This window comes from Pseudomonas antarctica (genome assembly GCF_900624995.1).
GTDB lineage: Bacteria > Pseudomonadota > Gammaproteobacteria > Pseudomonadales > Pseudomonadaceae > Aquipseudomonas > Aquipseudomonas antarctica.
The window spans coordinates 1-15690 of sequence record NZ_UYXQ01000046.1 but is presented as its reverse complement, the minus strand read 5'-3'; the positions used below and the strand labels follow the sequence as shown (position 1 = coordinate 15690).

The following is a 15690-nucleotide window of genomic DNA, read 5'->3' as shown; positions in this document are numbered from 1 at the left end:
TGCATGACCGGCGAAGGAACGCACAATGTTTGGCCACGGACTCGGCCCAGCCCGCCAACGCGGGGCCATCGGTTTGATCGGTGCCGTCACCCTTGGGGTCGCGCTGTTGTTTCTGCTGCTGGTGGTCGACAGCGGCCGCTTGTACCTGGAGAAGCGCAAGTTGCAGCGTGTGGCCGATACCGCCGCGCTGGAAGCGGTGAGCCGTAGCGGCAAGTGCGCGGCGCCGAATAACACTGCCGCACAATTTGCGACTCAAAGCGCGGCGCGCAACAGCTTCAAACTTAACGACAACCGCACACTGACGATCGCCTGCGGCACCTTGGCCACCGGTGCTGATTTTATGCGCACCTTCAGCGCCGACCCGGCCAAAACCGACGCGATCCGGGTCATTGCCACTCATCGCGTCCCCACCAGCGTCGCCCATGGACTGCTCACGTTGTTCTCGGCCAAACCGCTCAACATGATGACGCGCTTGAGCGCCACGGCGGTAGCTGCCGCGCCGACTCCGACGGTGGCGTCACTGACCATACGCAGCACCTTGTTAACCGTAGACAGCACCAAGTCCGTCGCCCTCAACGCTTTGATCGGCGGGTTGCTGGGCGGCAAGTTGCAACTCGACGCGGTGGGCTGGAACGGCTTGATCAATACCGATATCAGCTTACTCAAGTACCTGGATGCCTTGGCCATCCAATTGAACGTCAGTGCAGGCAACTACGACCAGTTGCTCAAGACTGACGCCACGGTTGGCCAATTGATCCAAGCCGCCATCGATGTGCTCAGGCTGGGCGGTGATGCCGTCAAGGTGGTGATCAACAATCTTGAAGCCATCAAACTGATCGCGCCAGGCACGCAGATCCTGCACTTGGGCGACTTGATCAATATCCAGAACGGTACGGACAAGACTGCGCTGGACGTGAACCTGCAACTGTTCAACCTGATCCAGGGCTTTGTGCAGTTGTCGAACAAGGCCAGCGCGGTCGCCGTGGAGTTGCCCATTGATGTGCTGGGCCTGATCGGTGTCACCGTCTCGACCAAAGTGATCGAGCCCGCGCAGGTCTCCAGCATCGGTAACCCGAAGGACATCGCCAAACACCCCATCTACGTCCGCACAGCCCAGGTGCGCACATTAATTTCGGTAAAACTGCCGATCGTCACGCTGGTCAATAACGTGCTGGGTGGCCTGGTGCAGACACTCAATGACCTGCTGGGCGGCCTTCTTGGGCTGCTCGACCCCAATTGTTGCTTGGTCGCCAGCCTTGAAATCGGCGACAAACTCGACATCGCCCTGGAAGCTGCCGGTGGCAGTGCCAAGGTCACGGATTACCGTTGCGACAGCGATAAAAAATCATTGTCGGTGCTCGGCGAAACGTCGGCATTACACGTGATGATTGGTCAGGTTGATCCGAAGGATCTGTTTTCATCCAAAGACGCGCTCAGCGCCGACGAATACCCGGTGGTGGATATCGGCACTAAAACCTGCAAGCGCGGCACGGGTGTCTGTGGCGACAGGCAGGCGTACGCGGCAGGCGGCCTGGGCATACGCGTCGACAGCAAGGTCCTGAACACCGAGCGCGCGCACACCTACACCGAGCCGCCCGCCGTTAACCAGCCGCCCACCTATTATCAGTTCGCCGCCTCGAATGTGGTCAGCAGCCTCAAGGAGACGCTCACCGGTATCCAACTGATCAACCATCCGCCGAAAATGGCCAGCCTGCTAGGCGCCGTACTCGGCCTCGTCACCGGCCTGGTCAACGGCTTGCTTTCAACCCTGGGCGGGTTGATTGCCGGGCTGCTCGGCCCGCTGCTCGACCCCATCGTCAACAACCTGCTCGCCGGCCTTGGCATTGACCTGGCAAAAGTCGAAATCGGTGCCAACCTGTCCTGCAACGCCGGTGGCCGGGCCATGCTGGTGATTTGAACACATCAGGCCCGCTGATCATCATCCAACACGCTAACCTATAAAGCCGCCCCGACCTTGTCGCTAGGCGGCGGTGCGCATTAGATTAGCTAATAGTCCAAGGCCTTTAGAATAAGCAGAAGGGATAAGCATGGCGCTTAACGACCAATCGACCCAGATTCGCCCAGGCGAAGAACTTGATGCCAGCCTCATCGATCCCTACCTCAAGGCCCATATTCCAGGCCTTAGCGGCACGGTCAAGATCAGCCAGTTCCCGGGTGGTGCGTCCAACCTGACTTACTTGCTGGAATACCCGGGCCAGGAATTCGTGTTGCGCCGCCCGCCCTTTGGCCACAAAGCCAAGTCCGCCCACGACATGGGCCGCGAGTACCGCATTCTCAACCAGCTTAAAGACGGCTTTCCTTATTGCCCCAAAGCCTATGTGCATTGCACCGATGAATCGGTGATCGGTGCCGAGTTCTATGTGATGGAGCGGGTCAACGGCATCATCCTGCGTTCCGACCTGCCGCCGGAACTGGGCCTGGACGCGGCCAAGACCGAAGCGCTGTGCAAAAGCTTTATCGACAAGTTCGTCGAGCTGCACCAAGTCGACTACAGCGCCTGCGGCCTGGCCGACCTGGGCAAGCCCGAAGGCTACGTAGAACGGCAGATCCGCGGCTGGAGCGACCGTTACGAAAAAGCCCTGACCCCCGACGCCCCGCGCTGGGAAGCCGTGCGCGCCTGGCTCAATGACAAGCTGCCGGCCGACCACCCGACCTCCAGCATCGTGCACAACGACTACCGCTTCGACAATGTGATCCTGGACCCCAACAACCCGATGCAGATCATCGGCGTGCTGGACTGGGAACTGACCACCCTGGGCGACCCGCTGATGGATTTGGGCAACACCCTCGCCTACTGGATCGAAGCTGCCGACCCTGCGCCCGTGCAACTGATGCGCCGCCAGCCGAGTAACGCGCCTGGCATGCTCACCCGCCGCCAGTTCGTCGATTACTACGCCGAGCGCTCGGGCATCCAGATCGACAATTTCGACTTCTACTACACCTACGGCCTGTTCCGCCTGGCTGGCATCGTGCAGCAGATCTACTACCGCTTCTTCCACGGCCAGACCCAGGACAAGCGCTTTGCGCAGTTCATTCACATGAACAAGCTGCTGGAGCAAATGAGCCTGAACGTGATCGGCAAATCCACCCTTTAAGGAGTTGTTATGTCCAAGACCCACCTGTTCGACCTCGACGGCAAGGTTGCCTTTGTGTCCGGCGCCAGCCGTGGTATCGGTGAAGCGATTGCCAAGTTGCTGGCCCAGCAAGGCGCCCATGTGATCGTCTCCAGCCGCAAGCTCGAAGGCTGCCAGCACGTGGCTGACGCGATCATCGCCGACGGCGGCAAAGCCACAGCGGTGGCCTGCCACATTGGTGAAATGGAGCAGATCACCCAGGTGTTCGCCGGCATCCGTGAACAGTTCGGCCGCCTGGATATCCTGGTCAACAACGCCGCGACCAACCCGCAATTCTGCAACGTGCTGGACACCGATCTGGGCGCATTCCAGAAGACCGTTGATGTGAATATTCGCGGCTACTTCTTCATGTCCGTGGAAGCCGGCAAGCTGATGCGCGACAACGGCGGCGGCAGCATCATCAACGTGGCGTCGATCAACGGGATTTCCCCGGGCGTGTTCCAAGGCATCTACTCGGTGACCAAGGCTGCCGTGATCAACATGACCAAGGTGTTTGCCAAGGAATGCGCGGCGTTTGGCATTCGCTGCAACGCCCTGCTGCCGGGCCTGACCGACACCAAGTTCGCCTCGGCGCTGGTGAAGAACGACGCGATCCTGAAAATGGCCCTGGCGCAGATCCCGCTCAAGCGCGTCGCCGACCCCAGCGAAATGGCCGGCGCGGTGCTGTTCCTGGCCAGTGATGCGTCGAGCTACACCACCGGTGTGTCGCTGAATGTGGATGGCGGCTTCCTGTCCTGATCACGCATTCGGCGGTTGCTGGCGAAAGCTCACCGCCAGGCGGTTCCAGCCACTGATGCTGGACACCGCCATGGTCAGGTCCACCAGTTCCTGCTCGCTGAACTGTGCGCGCACCGCCTTAAACAGTTCATCCGAGACGCTTGAGGTCGGCAGCGTTGCCACCGACTCGCTCCAGGCCAATGCGGCCTTCTCCCGCGCGGTAAAAAACGGCGAATCACGCCACACGCACAACGCAAACAGCCGCCGCTCGCTCTCGCCGCGCTGGCGTGCCGCCATCGAGTGCATGTCGGTGCAGAAACCACAGTGGTTGAGCTGCGAGACGCGGATCTTGATCAATTCCAGCAGCGTTTTTTCGATGGACAGGTCAAAGGTTGCGGCCTCGAGCATCAACATGCCCTTGAGCGCTTGCGGTGAAGCGGTGTAGTAATCCAGACGCGGTTCCATGGTCGGCTCTCGGGCAGGGCAAGTCATCACGTTCCAGCCTAGAGCCCTCAGACCGTGAGCCCTATAGCCAATCGCGCGGTTTATGCGCAGACCATTTTGAGGGCGCGCCGCGAACGCGTAGTCTTGTTACTGAGTGAATGCCTTGGAATGAAACATGGAACTGCACGTGGTGATCAACGGCCGCAAGGACCTGGCCGCACAGCTGTACCGGCAGTTGCGTGAGGCTATCGCGTCCGGACGCCTGGCCGCCGGTGCGCAATTGCCGCCCAGCCGTTTGTTGGCCGAGCAAATCGGCGTATCGCGAAAAACCGTGTCCGACACTTACGCCACCCTGACCTACGAAGGCCTGCTGGTGGGCAAGACCGGCCGTGGCACGTTCGTCAACGCCCATGCGCTACAGACCGAACGCGTGCAAACCGCCACCGACCTGGCCTGCGCCGCCAACCTGGGCAAGTGGGCGGCACTGCCCTCGCCCATGCGCCACCCCACGCGCGACAGCACCCTGCGCTATGAATTCATCGGTGGCGCCACCACCCGCAACCAATTCCCACAGGATGAATGGCGGCGCTGTACCCAGGATGCGTTGCGGCGTATCGCTCGCGACAGCGGCTTCTACAGCCAGCCGGAAGGTTTGCCGGCGTTGCGCGAGGCCATCGCCGGGCACATCGCCTTTTCCCGCGGGGTGAAAGGCCGCGCCGACGACATCGTGGTCACCAATGGCGCGCAACAGGCGCTGGACTTGATCGCCCGTGTCGTGCTGGAACCCGGCACCACCGTGGCCATGGAAGACCCCGGCTACAGCCCGGCGCGCCAGTTGTTCATGGCCATGGGTGCCAGCGTTGCCGGTGTGCCGGTAGATGCACAAGGCATTGAGGTGGATAAGATCCCCGATGGCACGCGGCTGATCTACGTGACCCCGTCGCACCAATTCCCCCTCGGCATGCCGATGAGCGTGGCGCGCCGTGAAGCCTTGCTGGCGCGTGCGTTCGAGCTGGGGGCGATCATCATCGAGGACGACTACGACAGCGAATTTCGCTACGCAGGCCGCCCCACCGACTCGCTGCAAAGCATGGACACTCGCGGCATCGTCACCTATGTGGGGACCTTTTCGAAAACCCTGCTGCCGGAGCTGCGCCTGGGCTATGCGGTGCTGCCACCGGCCATTTACGGCGCGGTGCTCAAGGCCAAGCAATTGACCGATCAACACAGCTCCACGCTGGCGCAGTGGGCACTGGCCAGGTTCATCAGCGAAGGCTATTTGCAAAAGCATATTCGCCGCTGCCACACGGTGTATGCCGGGCGCCGCGAGCGCATCCTGCAGCGCCTGGCGGGTGATTTGTCGCCGTGGTTTGAAGCGGTGCCCACTGAAGCGGGGTTTCACATGGCGGCGCTGTGCAAGGTGGCGGTGAATATCCCGTTGCTGATGGAATTGGCACGGCGGGTGGAGGTGGGGCTTTACCCGGTGGATGTATTCTTCCATGACACACCCGTTCGGCACGGTTTGATCATCGGCTTTGGTGCCATCGAGTTACTCGATATCGACCCGGCGCTAGACAGGGTGCGCGATATTCTCCAGCAGATTGGCTAGCAGGTTTTCCAACGGATTGGTCATTGGTGCCCTGCCGCCTGTGGCGTAGGGTGATGAGGTCTCGAACACTTTGGAAACCTCAGCATGAAACGACTGCTCGCTGCCACCCTGATGCTCGCCTCGCTCAGCGCCTTTGCCCACGAGCCTGTTTACGACCAAGAATCCATCAAGGTGCTGCAAGCGCACGCCTTGACCAATGTGCCCGGCAAGAAAACCCTCATGCTCACCGTCGATTACGCGCCGGGCCAGGCCAGCGTGCCGCACAGCCACACTGGCACGGCCGTGGCGTATGTGTTGCAAGGCGAGATCACCTCACGGGTCAACGATGAAAAGGCGATAACCTACAAGGTGGGTGAATCGTTTTATGAACCGGCGGGGTCGCGGCACTTTGAATCGAGCAATGCGAGCCAGACTGAACCGGCGAAGCTACTGGTGGTGATGGTGCTGGATGATAAGGCTGAGGTGCTGACGCCGCTTAAACAATAATTCGCCACGTCGCTGAACACCTGTAGGAGCGGGTTCAGCCAGTCAGGGGCGTTTGAACTGGCGGCGAAGGTCCTCGATATGCGCTCGGCAAGCGCAACCTTCCAGATGATCATTGACCATGCCCATCGCCTGCATCAGCGCGTACATCGTGGTCGGCCCGACAAAAGACCAACCACGTTTCTTCAACGCCTTTGATAACTGCAACGAGGCCGGGGACGTCGGGTTACCAGTCCAGTACGCCATGTCCACCACGGCCGGGCGCTCCTCATCACTCGGTTCAAACGCCCATATCCACCGCGCCAGCGAGCCGGTTTCATCCACCAGCTCACACGCCCTGCGCGCATTGTTGATGGTGGACACAATCTTCGCCCGATTGCGCACAATGCCGGGGTCATTCATTAAGCGCTCTATATCCGCCTCACCGTACTGAGCCACACGGCGAAAATCGAAGCCTTCGAACGCCACTCGAAACTGTTCGCGCTTGCGCAAGATAGTGATCCACGCCATACCCGCCTGAAACCCCTCCAGGCAAATTTTCTCGTACAGCTGGATATCGTCGGCCACCGGCACGCCCCACTCGTGGTCGTGGTAACGCGGGTACTGCGCCGCCGCTGCGCGCCAGGCGCAGTGGGTGCGCCCTGTTGCGTCCGTGGTCAATCCAGGTTTGTCCATCCATCACCTCGTCAATCTTGCCGTGGATGATAAGCGAAAATTCTTCCAACCCACCCACCGCTCAAGCATCGACCTTAGCGACCAACTGGTCAGACCGGCACCTGTCAATCGTCCAATATTTACTTGTAGTTTCAAAAAAACCCAGCGTAGACTGGCTGCGCACTGGACTTACCGGTAAGACCACAACAATTAAGCCCTGGAACCACCAGGGCACCGAATAGAGATCCCTCCCATGCTCAGATGGTGCTCGCGTTCGATTTTCCTGCAAGTCGTGATTGGCCTGATGCTCGGCGTAGCCTGCGGCCTGGCCCTCCCCGAATTCTCCTCGCAACTCAAACCCCTGGGTGACGGCTTTATCAAGCTGATCAAAATGCTGATTGGCCTGATTGTGTTCTGCGTGGTGGTCAGCGGGATTTCCGGCGCTGGCGACTTGAAGAAAGTCGGGCGCATTGGCCTCAAGTCGGTGATCTACTTTGAAGTGTTGACCACCGTCGCCCTGGTGATCGGCCTGATCATGGCCTTCAGCACCGGAATCGGCCAAGGCGCGAATATCCATCTGGAACAGTTGTCGTCCGCCGGTTTGAACGAACTGGCCGACAAGGGTCAACATATTCGCGGTACCAGCCAGTTCCTGATGGAGCTGATCCCCAATTCGGTGATCGGCGCCTTTGCTGACAATAACGTGCTGCAAGTGCTGCTGTTCTCGGTGCTGTTCGGCAGCGCGCTGAACTTAGTGGGCGAAGCGGCTTGCGGCATCTCGCGGCTGATCAACGAGCTGAGCCACGTGATCTTCCGCATCATGGGCATGATCGTGCGCCTGGCGCCGATTGGCGTGTTCGGCGCTATCGCCTTTACCACCAGCACTTACGGCCTGGATTCGCTGCAGCACTTGGGCAGCCTGGTGGGTTTGTTCTACCTGACCTGCTTTGCGTTTGTCGCCGTGGTGCTCGGCCTGGTGATGCGCCTGTCCGGCCTGCGTATGCTGGCGCTGCTCAAATACCTGCGTGAAGAGTTGCTGATCGTAATGGGCACCGCTTCCTCAGACGCGGTGCTGCCGCAGATCATGCGTAAACTCGAGCACCTGGGCATTGGCAGCTCGACGGTAGGCCTGGTGATTCCGACGGGCTATTCGTTCAACCTCGACGGCTTCTCGATCTACCTGACCCTGGCCATCGTGTTTATCGCCAATGCCACCGGTACGCCGCTGTCGATGACCGACTTGCTGACCATCCTGCTGGTGTCGCTGATTACCTCCAAGGGCGCGCATGGGATTCCAGGCTCGGCGCTGGTAATTCTGGCAGCGACCCTCACCGCCATCCCGGCAATTCCGGTGGTGGGTCTAGTGCTGGTGTTGGCGGTGGACTGGTTCATGGGCATTGGCCGCGCGTTGACTAACTTGATCGGCAACTGTGTCGCCACCGTGGCCATTGCCCGTTGGGAAAAAGACATCGATATTCAGCGCGCCAACAAGGTGCTCGACGGTCAGCAGGGTTATGCCTTCCAGGCCAAGAAGCCGGTACTACCGGCGCATCAAGAGTTTTAAGCGATTTCATAAACAACACAGATCAACTGTGGGAGCTGGCTTGCCTGCGATAACGGTGGGTCAGCAATAGAGATGTTGACTGACCGTCAGTCATCGCAGGCAAGCCAGCTCTCACACTGGATCGTCACAAGACTCACCAGTGTATTTGCACTATCAAGGAGACGTAGACGTGATCAGCACCTCAACCGTCGTCAATTCAGTCGTAGAAAAACTGCGCGCCGCACTCAAGCGCGGCCAGTGGCGGCGTGGCGAAATGCTGCCCGGCCAGCGTGAACTGGCCGAACAGATGGGCATCAGCCGCCCCAGCCTGCGCGAAGCGGTGATCGTGCTGGAAACCCTCGGCCTTGTGCGCTCTATGCCCGGCAAAGGTGTGGTAGTGCTGGAAACCAGCGTCAGCGAACCGCAATCGACCGACGCGGTGGCCGACGCCAGCCTCGAAGACATCCTGCAACTGCGCTACACCCTTGAGCCGTTTATCGTCGGCTTGGTCGCCCAATCGATCAGCAGCAAGGAAGTCGGCCAACTGCGTCTCACGCTGATGGACATGCGCGAAGCCCTCGACGCCGGCGACGCCGAAGCGGGCATGAACGCCTACATCGGCTTCCATGAGGCGTTGTTTGCGCTGACCTCCAACCCAATCTTTCAGAACGTGGTGCAACAGACCAGCAACGCCCTCAAGCAAAGCGCTGAGGTGCTGCGCAACTCGCCCGAACATTTGGCGGAACGCTTACAGGAAAACGAAGCCGTGGTGCGCGCGATCCGCAATAAAAACAGCGCCCTGGCCAGTGCCGAGATGCGTCGGCACATCCTCCAGGAAGGCCTGCGCATGGGCATTCGCTTGAACATCCCGGACGACCACCTGAGCAGCTGATTTTTTGGAGACCGGCCATGACCGCCCACGCCCTGCAACGCAAGCCCATCCTCCCTGCCCTGCGCCTGGTGTCCGGCAAAAAGCCCTCGGTGGATGACATCTACCCGCGCTTGTTCGATGCCATCCTCGAACAACGCATCGCCCCTTCCAGCCGTTTTACTGAAGAAGGCCTGGGCGAAATCTTTGGTGTGAGCCGCAGCGTGATTCGCCGGGTATTGGCCAAACTGTCGCACCAGCAAGTGATCATCCTGCGCCCCAACCAGCGCGCCCAAGTGGCGGCGCCGGATGCCCAGCAAACGCGGCAGATTCTGGAAGCGCGGCGTTTGACCGAAATCACCGTGGTGCAGCTGGCCTGTGCCCAGGCAACACCGACGCAGATCCGTCAGTTACGCGAGTTGATCGCCCGGGAACGTGAGTGCATTGAGCGCGACCAACGCGGGCCAGCGATTCGACTGTCCGGGGAGTTTCACCTGCAATTGGCCGCGATGGCACGTAACGCGCCCTTGGCGCAGTTCCTCAACAGCCTGGTGCCATTGACCTCGCTGATCATTGCCCAGTACGAGGCGCAAGCCTGCACGTATTGTGCGTGGCAGGAACATATGGCGATTGTGGATGCGCTGGAACAACGCGATGTGAGCAGCGCGATCGGCCTGATGACCCAGCACCTGGATCACCTGGAAGCGAAACTGCTGAAACTCAACTGACGCAAACTACCGCGCCGGTGTTTGGCGCCATCAGGTGTCTTCTCGCTTGATCCACTTGGGCACGTTGGGCGCCTGATAACTCAGCACTGCGGCCAGCAAACGCTCCACGTTCGGTTCAACGATGAGCATGTCGCGGTGCACAGGCTTTAAAAACGCCTCACTGACAACCGTGTCGAGGAACGTGGCCAGGCCGTCGTAAAAACCGTTGATGTTCAGCAAGGCGCAAGGTTTTGCGTGCTGCCCCAGTTGCGCCCAGGTCCACACCTCAAACAACTCTTCGAACGTACCGATGCCGCCGGGCAACGCGATAAAGCCGTCGGACAGCTCAGCCATCAGCGCTTTGCGCTCATGCATGGAGCTGACGATCCGCAGGTCTTGCAAGCCGGTGTGGGCCAGTTCTTTCTCGGCCAGGAACCCCGGCATCACACCGATCACTTCACCGCCACTGGCCAGCGCGGCGTCGGCCACCGCGCCCATCAAGCCAACCGAGGCACCACCGTAGACCACACCGATACCCGCCTTGGCCAGCGCATGGCCCAGTTGAGCCGCCATCTCCGAGTACACCGGCAACCGGCCCGGGCTTGAACCTGAGAAAATACAAAGTCGCATACAGCCTCGCTTGATCTGGTTGTGTTGGAGTACAGCCCTAATTTAACGACGCTGATAAATCAGCACCAGGCCTATCCGCTCACGGCAGGCTACCGCATACATGACGTAATCGCACAACAGGGTTTATACGATAGAAAGGTTTTTCGCGTATTTACTGACAGCACAGATGACCAACTATCCGCACAATGCGGGCACTCCAGAAAGCCTTACACGCGGGTGAATACCTCTATGCAAGCCCTGACCTTTACGCTAATCGCTGCCCTGTTCATTCCCTTTGCACAAGCAGGTGAGAAGGCCGCGACCGACACTCATGTCATCACCGATGCGAACCCTGTGTGGTTGCTTGAACGGCCCTACCCCGAAGGCCCGATGTTGGCCGCACGTACCTTTGGTGGCAGCGCTTACGGTGATCACCCTATGAAGGCTAACCTTGTGATCAGCTGTCACCCGCAGAACCCAAAAGCCGGCCTGTCGCTGGAGATCATCCCGCAATCACTGGGCTGGGACGTCGACCCATTTGAAGGCAAGGATGCCAGCGCAAATGGGCCACTGAGTATCACGACAGGCACACGCGCCGCCGTCGAACACGTGGTCAGTGGTGCCTGGAATTACGGCGGGATTTTCCAGATGGGTTTGGTCTTTGAACTCAGCACCTCTGTCCCGCGAGAGGAATTAGCCTACTGGGCCACCGATGCCTCGCGCGGGCAAACCCTGACACTTTCGTTGGCCCCCGCCACTGAGGGCGGCAAGCCGCTGACGGCATCGTTCTTATTGCCGGCAAACAACAACGGGTTGAAGAAAGCCATCCAGCCTTGCCTGGGCCCTGCTGGCGCGGCTACACGCTAACCTGTGGAGATCAAAATGTGGGCGCTGGCTTGCCTGCGATAGCGGTGGGTCAGCCGGCCCATCCTTCGCAGAAAGACCGCTAGCGCAGGCAAGCCAGCTCCCCCAGTTGACCCCGTTGTTTGACAAAGCGTGTTCCAACAAAAAGCCCCCGCATCTCACGATACGGGGGCTTTGGTTTTACTGCCTGATCAAGCCGGTTGCAGCACCGACTGACCACTCAGCGCCAGGTCCAGCAATTCACGGTTAGCGACCGCGTACATGGCGTAGTCCGTGCCGACGGCGGCACGAATTTCCACCATCATTGCGCGCCAGCGATCGGCCATGTCCTGGTGCTGCTCAAGCCACAGGGCCACGCGGGCTTCCATGTCGTGTGGCGCGTCGGCCATTTGCAGTACCGAGATAGTGATCGCCCGTTGCTGCCAGTCCACGTCGTCGCGGAAGGCTTCGCGGGCTGCGGCTTGCCAGTTGTTGGCCACCGGCAGATCGCTGATCTGCTGCAGGTACCACGGCAAGTCGAGGGCGCTGCCGACGGCGAAGTAGGCCTTGGCCACTTCGGCAGCGTCATGCCCGGTCACGTCAGCGGCTTCGATGATCGGCAGCAAGGTGTACAGGTGAGTCGTGCCTGCAACCATGCGCGCCAACAACTCCGGTACGCCCGCTTCGGTGTAAGCCAGGTAGCGGGTCTGCCAACCTTCACGGGTCGGGCCTTCCAGCAGTTCGTCGAGCTTGAGGCCCAACGCCGCCAGGTGCGGACCGAAGTGTGCGGTGTCGCGGCCAGCGTCCTGCTCGTTGCGACGGCTGCGCAGGAACCAGCGCGTAGCGCGACGGCCCAGGCGCATCAGCTCGTCCATCAGTTCCAGTTGCACTTCAGCAGAAACCTGGTGGTCCAGGGCCTCTATTTGGCGGAACCAGTGCGGGAGGTGGAAGATGTCGCGCACGATCACGTAAGCGCCGGCCACGTTCGCCGGGCTCATGCCGGTTGACTCTTTGAGTCGTTGAACGAAGGTGATACCCATGTGGTTGACCAGGTCGTTGGCGATCTGGGTGCTGACGATTTCGCGCTTGAGGCGGTGGCGACGCATGGCTTCGCCGAACTTGGCGACCAGGCTCGGTGGGAACGCGGTCTCCATGTCCCGGGTCAGGTAATCGTCATCCGGTACCAGCGATTTGAGCAGCGCTTCCTTGAGGTCGATTTTGCTGTACGAGATCAACACCGACAGCTCAGGACGCGTCAGGCCTTTGCCGGTCGCGGCGCGCTCGCTGAGCTGCTCCTCGGTCGGCAAGTACTCGATGGCGCGGTCCAGCTTGCCACGGGCTTCCAGGTCGCTCATCAGGCGCTTGTACTCGGCAGCACGCTCGTAGGCACGGCGCGCCGCCAAGGACAGAGCCTGGGTCTGCTTGTAGTTGTTGCCCAACACCAGGTGGCCGACTTCGTCGGTCATGCTCGCCAGCAGTTGGTTGCGCTGCTTGTCGGTCATGTCACCGGCCTGCACCACTTCGTTGAGCAGGATCTTGATGTTCACTTCGTGGTCGGAGCAGTCCACACCACCGGCGTTGTCGATGAAGTCGGTATTGGAACCGCCGCCATTGAGACCGAATTCCACACGACCCAGCTGGGTCATGCCGAGGTTACCGCCCTCGCCCACGACCTTGCAGCGCAGCTCGTTGCCGTTGACGCGCAGCGCGTCGTTGGCCTTGTCGCCCACGTCGGCATGGCTTTCAGTACTGGCCTTGACGTAAGTACCGATGCCGCCGTTCCACAACAGGTCCACCGGCGCCTTGAGCAAGGCGTTCAGCAGTTCGGTCGGGGTCAACTTGTCGGCCCGGATGTCGAAGCGCTCTTTCATCTGTGGCGAGATGGCAATGCTCTTCGCGCTGCGCGAGAAGATGCCGCCGCCTTCAGACATGATGCTGGTGTCGTAGTCGGTCCAGGCTGAACGCGGCAGCTCGAACATGCGCTGACGCTCGACGAAGCTGGTCGCCGGGTTCGGGTTTGGATCGATGAAGATGTGCAGGTGGTTGAAGGCCGCGACCAGTTGCAGCTTGTCGGACATGAGCAAGCCGTTACCGAACACGTCACCGGCCATATCGCCGACGCCCACCACGGTGATGCTGTCTTCCTGTACGTTGATGCCGCGCTCACGGAAGTGACGTTGCACACCAACCCACGCGCCCTTGGCGGTGATGCCCATTTTCTTGTGGTCGTAACCGGCGGAACCACCGGAAGCGAACGCGTCGCCCAGCCAGAAGCCGTAATCGATGGCGATGCCATTGGCGATGTCGGAGAAGGTCGCCGTGCCTTTGTCCGCAGCCACGACCAGGTACGGGTCATCATCGTCATGGCGCACGACGTTGGCCGGTGGCACCAGGGCCCCGTCCTTGAGGTTGTCGGTAATGTCCAACAGGCCGGAAATGAAGATGCGGTAGCAGGCGATTCCCTCGGCCGCGATCTCGTCCCGGGTGCCGCCCAATGGCAGGCGACGCGGCAGGAAGCCGCCTTTGGCGCCCACTGGCACGATCACCGAGTTCTTCACTTGCTGAGCTTTTACCAGGCCGAGCACTTCGGTACGGAAGTCTTCTTCACGGTCGGACCAACGCAGGCCACCACGCGCCACGTTGCCGAAGCGCAGGTGCACGCCTTCAACACGCGGGGAGTAAACGAAGATTTCAAACTTCGGCACCGGCTTAGGCAGCTCAGGAATCGCGCGCGGGTCAAACTTGAAGCTGAAGTACGACTTGTTCTGGCCGTTGGCGTCGGTCTGGTAGAAGTTGGTGCGCAGTGTGGCCTTGATCAGGTCCAGGTAGCGACGCAGGATGCGGTCTTCGTTGAGCACCTGAACGTCGTCCAGGGCGGAGAGGATCGCTTGTTCCAGGCGTTGCTGCTTGTCTTCCAGGTCATCGGCGGTGAGCTTGCGCGCCAGATAGAAACGGGTCTTGAACAACCGGGTCAACTCGCGAGCGATGTCGGTGTGGTTGTTCAGGGTGCTGGCGATGTAACCGAGGTCGAAGCCCAGGCGGATCTGCTTCATGTAACGCGCGTAGGCACGCAGCAGCGCCACGTCGCGCCATGGCAGGCCGGCGGTGAGGACCAGGCGGTTGAACGCATCGTTTTCGGCATCGCCGTGGACGATGTGCACGAACGCGTCTTGCAGGGTGTCGTTGAGCTGCTGGATGTCCAGGTTCACGCCTTCGGCGGCGATGAACGCGAAATCATGAATCCAGAACTCGCGACCATTGGCGCGACGCAGGCGGTACGGGAATTCACCCAGCACGCGCAGGCCGAGGTTTTCCAGGATCGGCAGCACGTCGGACAGTGCCAGCGGCGTGTCGGCGTGGTAGAGCTTGCAATGCAGCTCGCGTTGGCCGGAAATCTGGCCCAGCGGCTGGTAGAAGCTCATCACCAGTGGGTTGGTTTCGGTCAGGCTGTTGAGGTGCTGCATGTCGACCACGGCCGAGTGCGCGGCAAAACGTTCGCGGTAGCCGGCCGGGAAGCCTTTCGGGAAGTCTGCCAGCACGTTGGTGCCCTGGGCTTCGCCGAAGCTCTCGACCACAAGGCTTGAGTAGTCGTCCTGCCAGCTGCGGCAGGCCTGCACCACTTCTTTTTCCAGTTGCAGCGTGTCGATGTCCAGGCGGTTTTTGGGGTCAACCCGCAGAATCAGCTGTACACGGGCCAGCACGGACTCAGAGAAGAAGGTCCAGAATTCGCAATCCGAGGCTTTCAGGCGATCCATCAGCACTTGCTGGATCTTCTGGCGCACTTCGGTGGAATAGATGTCGCGCGGCACGTAGGCCAGACAGTAGCAGAAACGACCGTAAGGGTCTTTGCGCAGGAACACGCGAATCTTGTTGCGCTCCTGGATCTGCACGATCGACATCACGGTGCTGAACAGCTCGTCGACCGGGGTCTGGAACAGGTCATCACGCGGCAGTACTTCAACCACCTGGGCCAGCTCTTTGCCCAAGTCAGCTTTCGGCTGGCAGCCCGAACGACGTTCGATTTACGCCACTTTGCTACGGATATACCGAATCCCTCC

The 15690-nt window shown here is 60.4% G+C and carries 12 protein-coding genes and 1 pseudogene; 9 read left to right on the top strand and 4 right to left on the bottom strand.

What is annotated here, in order from left to right; translation table 11 throughout:
* The first annotated feature begins 25 nt into the window (after positions 1–25).
* From E0F99_RS19130 to E0F99_RS19120, 3 genes are all read left to right on the top strand, one after another.
* The gene (locus E0F99_RS19130) at positions 26–1918 is read left to right on the top strand and encodes a pilus assembly protein TadG-related protein (protein WP_083358643.1); all 1893 of its coding nucleotides are present in this window, start codon (positions 26–28) and stop codon (positions 1916–1918) included.
* A 130-nt stretch (positions 1919–2048) separates the two neighbouring features.
* Positions 2049–3116 (top strand): phosphotransferase family protein, encoded by a 1068-nt coding sequence (locus tag E0F99_RS19125; RefSeq protein ID WP_083358644.1) that lies wholly within the window; start codon positions 2049–2051, stop codon positions 3114–3116.
* A gap of 9 nt (positions 3117–3125) precedes the next feature.
* Positions 3126–3893: an SDR family oxidoreductase gene (locus E0F99_RS19120; RefSeq protein ID WP_083358645.1), complete on the top strand. Its 768-nt coding sequence runs from the start codon at positions 3126–3128 to the stop codon at positions 3891–3893.
* On the opposite strand, the gene E0F99_RS19115 is transcribed toward E0F99_RS19120, so the two are convergent.
* Positions 3894–4337 carry a carboxymuconolactone decarboxylase family protein gene (locus tag E0F99_RS19115; protein ID WP_083358646.1) on the bottom strand — a complete coding sequence of 148 codons (444 nt, stop codon included), beginning with the start codon at positions 4335–4337 and terminating at the stop codon, positions 3894–3896.
* A gap of 154 nt (positions 4338–4491) precedes the next feature.
* On the opposite strand from E0F99_RS19115, the gene pdxR reads away from it, so the two are divergent.
* Positions 4492–5925 (top strand): MocR-like pyridoxine biosynthesis transcription factor PdxR, encoded by a 1434-nt coding sequence (pdxR, locus tag E0F99_RS19110; RefSeq protein WP_083358647.1) that lies wholly within the window; start codon positions 4492–4494, stop codon positions 5923–5925.
* Between the two features lie 84 nt (positions 5926–6009).
* Positions 6010–6411, top strand: coding sequence for a cupin domain-containing protein (locus E0F99_RS19105; RefSeq protein WP_083358648.1), 402 nt, complete (start codon positions 6010–6012; stop codon positions 6409–6411).
* Between the two features lie 42 nt (positions 6412–6453).
* On the opposite strand, the gene E0F99_RS19100 is transcribed toward E0F99_RS19105, so the two are convergent.
* On the bottom strand, positions 6454–7083 hold the full coding sequence (locus E0F99_RS19100) for a DNA-3-methyladenine glycosylase I (RefSeq protein WP_083358649.1): 630 nt from the start codon (positions 7081–7083) through the stop codon (positions 6454–6456).
* A gap of 217 nt (positions 7084–7300) precedes the next feature.
* On the opposite strand from E0F99_RS19100, the gene E0F99_RS19095 reads away from it, so the two are divergent.
* The 3 genes from E0F99_RS19095 (at position 7301) to E0F99_RS19085 (ending at position 10201) form a co-directional block, all read left to right on the top strand.
* Positions 7301–8626, top strand: a complete 1326-nt coding sequence (locus tag E0F99_RS19095) for a C4-dicarboxylate transporter DctA (RefSeq protein WP_173667154.1) — start codon at positions 7301–7303, stop codon at positions 8624–8626.
* 169 nt (positions 8627–8795) lie between these two features.
* Positions 8796–9497: a FadR/GntR family transcriptional regulator gene (locus E0F99_RS19090; protein WP_083358651.1), complete on the top strand. Its 702-nt coding sequence runs from the start codon at positions 8796–8798 to the stop codon at positions 9495–9497.
* A 17-nt stretch (positions 9498–9514) separates the two neighbouring features.
* Positions 9515–10201, top strand: coding sequence for a GntR family transcriptional regulator (locus E0F99_RS19085; RefSeq protein ID WP_083358652.1), 687 nt, complete (start codon positions 9515–9517; stop codon positions 10199–10201).
* A 30-nt stretch (positions 10202–10231) separates the two neighbouring features.
* Here the strand turns inward: E0F99_RS19085 and E0F99_RS19080 are convergent, their stop codons facing one another.
* A complete protein-coding gene (locus E0F99_RS19080) occupies positions 10232–10810 on the bottom strand; it encodes an LOG family protein (protein WP_083358653.1) in 579 nt (192 codons plus the stop codon).
* A gap of 228 nt (positions 10811–11038) precedes the next feature.
* On the opposite strand from E0F99_RS19080, the gene E0F99_RS19075 reads away from it, so the two are divergent.
* Positions 11039–11656, top strand: a complete 618-nt coding sequence (locus E0F99_RS19075) for a hypothetical protein (RefSeq protein ID WP_083358654.1) — start codon at positions 11039–11041, stop codon at positions 11654–11656.
* A gap of 188 nt (positions 11657–11844) precedes the next feature.
* Here the strand turns inward: E0F99_RS19075 and E0F99_RS19070 are convergent.
* Positions 11845–15690 (bottom strand): annotated as a pseudogene (locus E0F99_RS19070) (NAD-glutamate dehydrogenase); the annotation flags it as partial.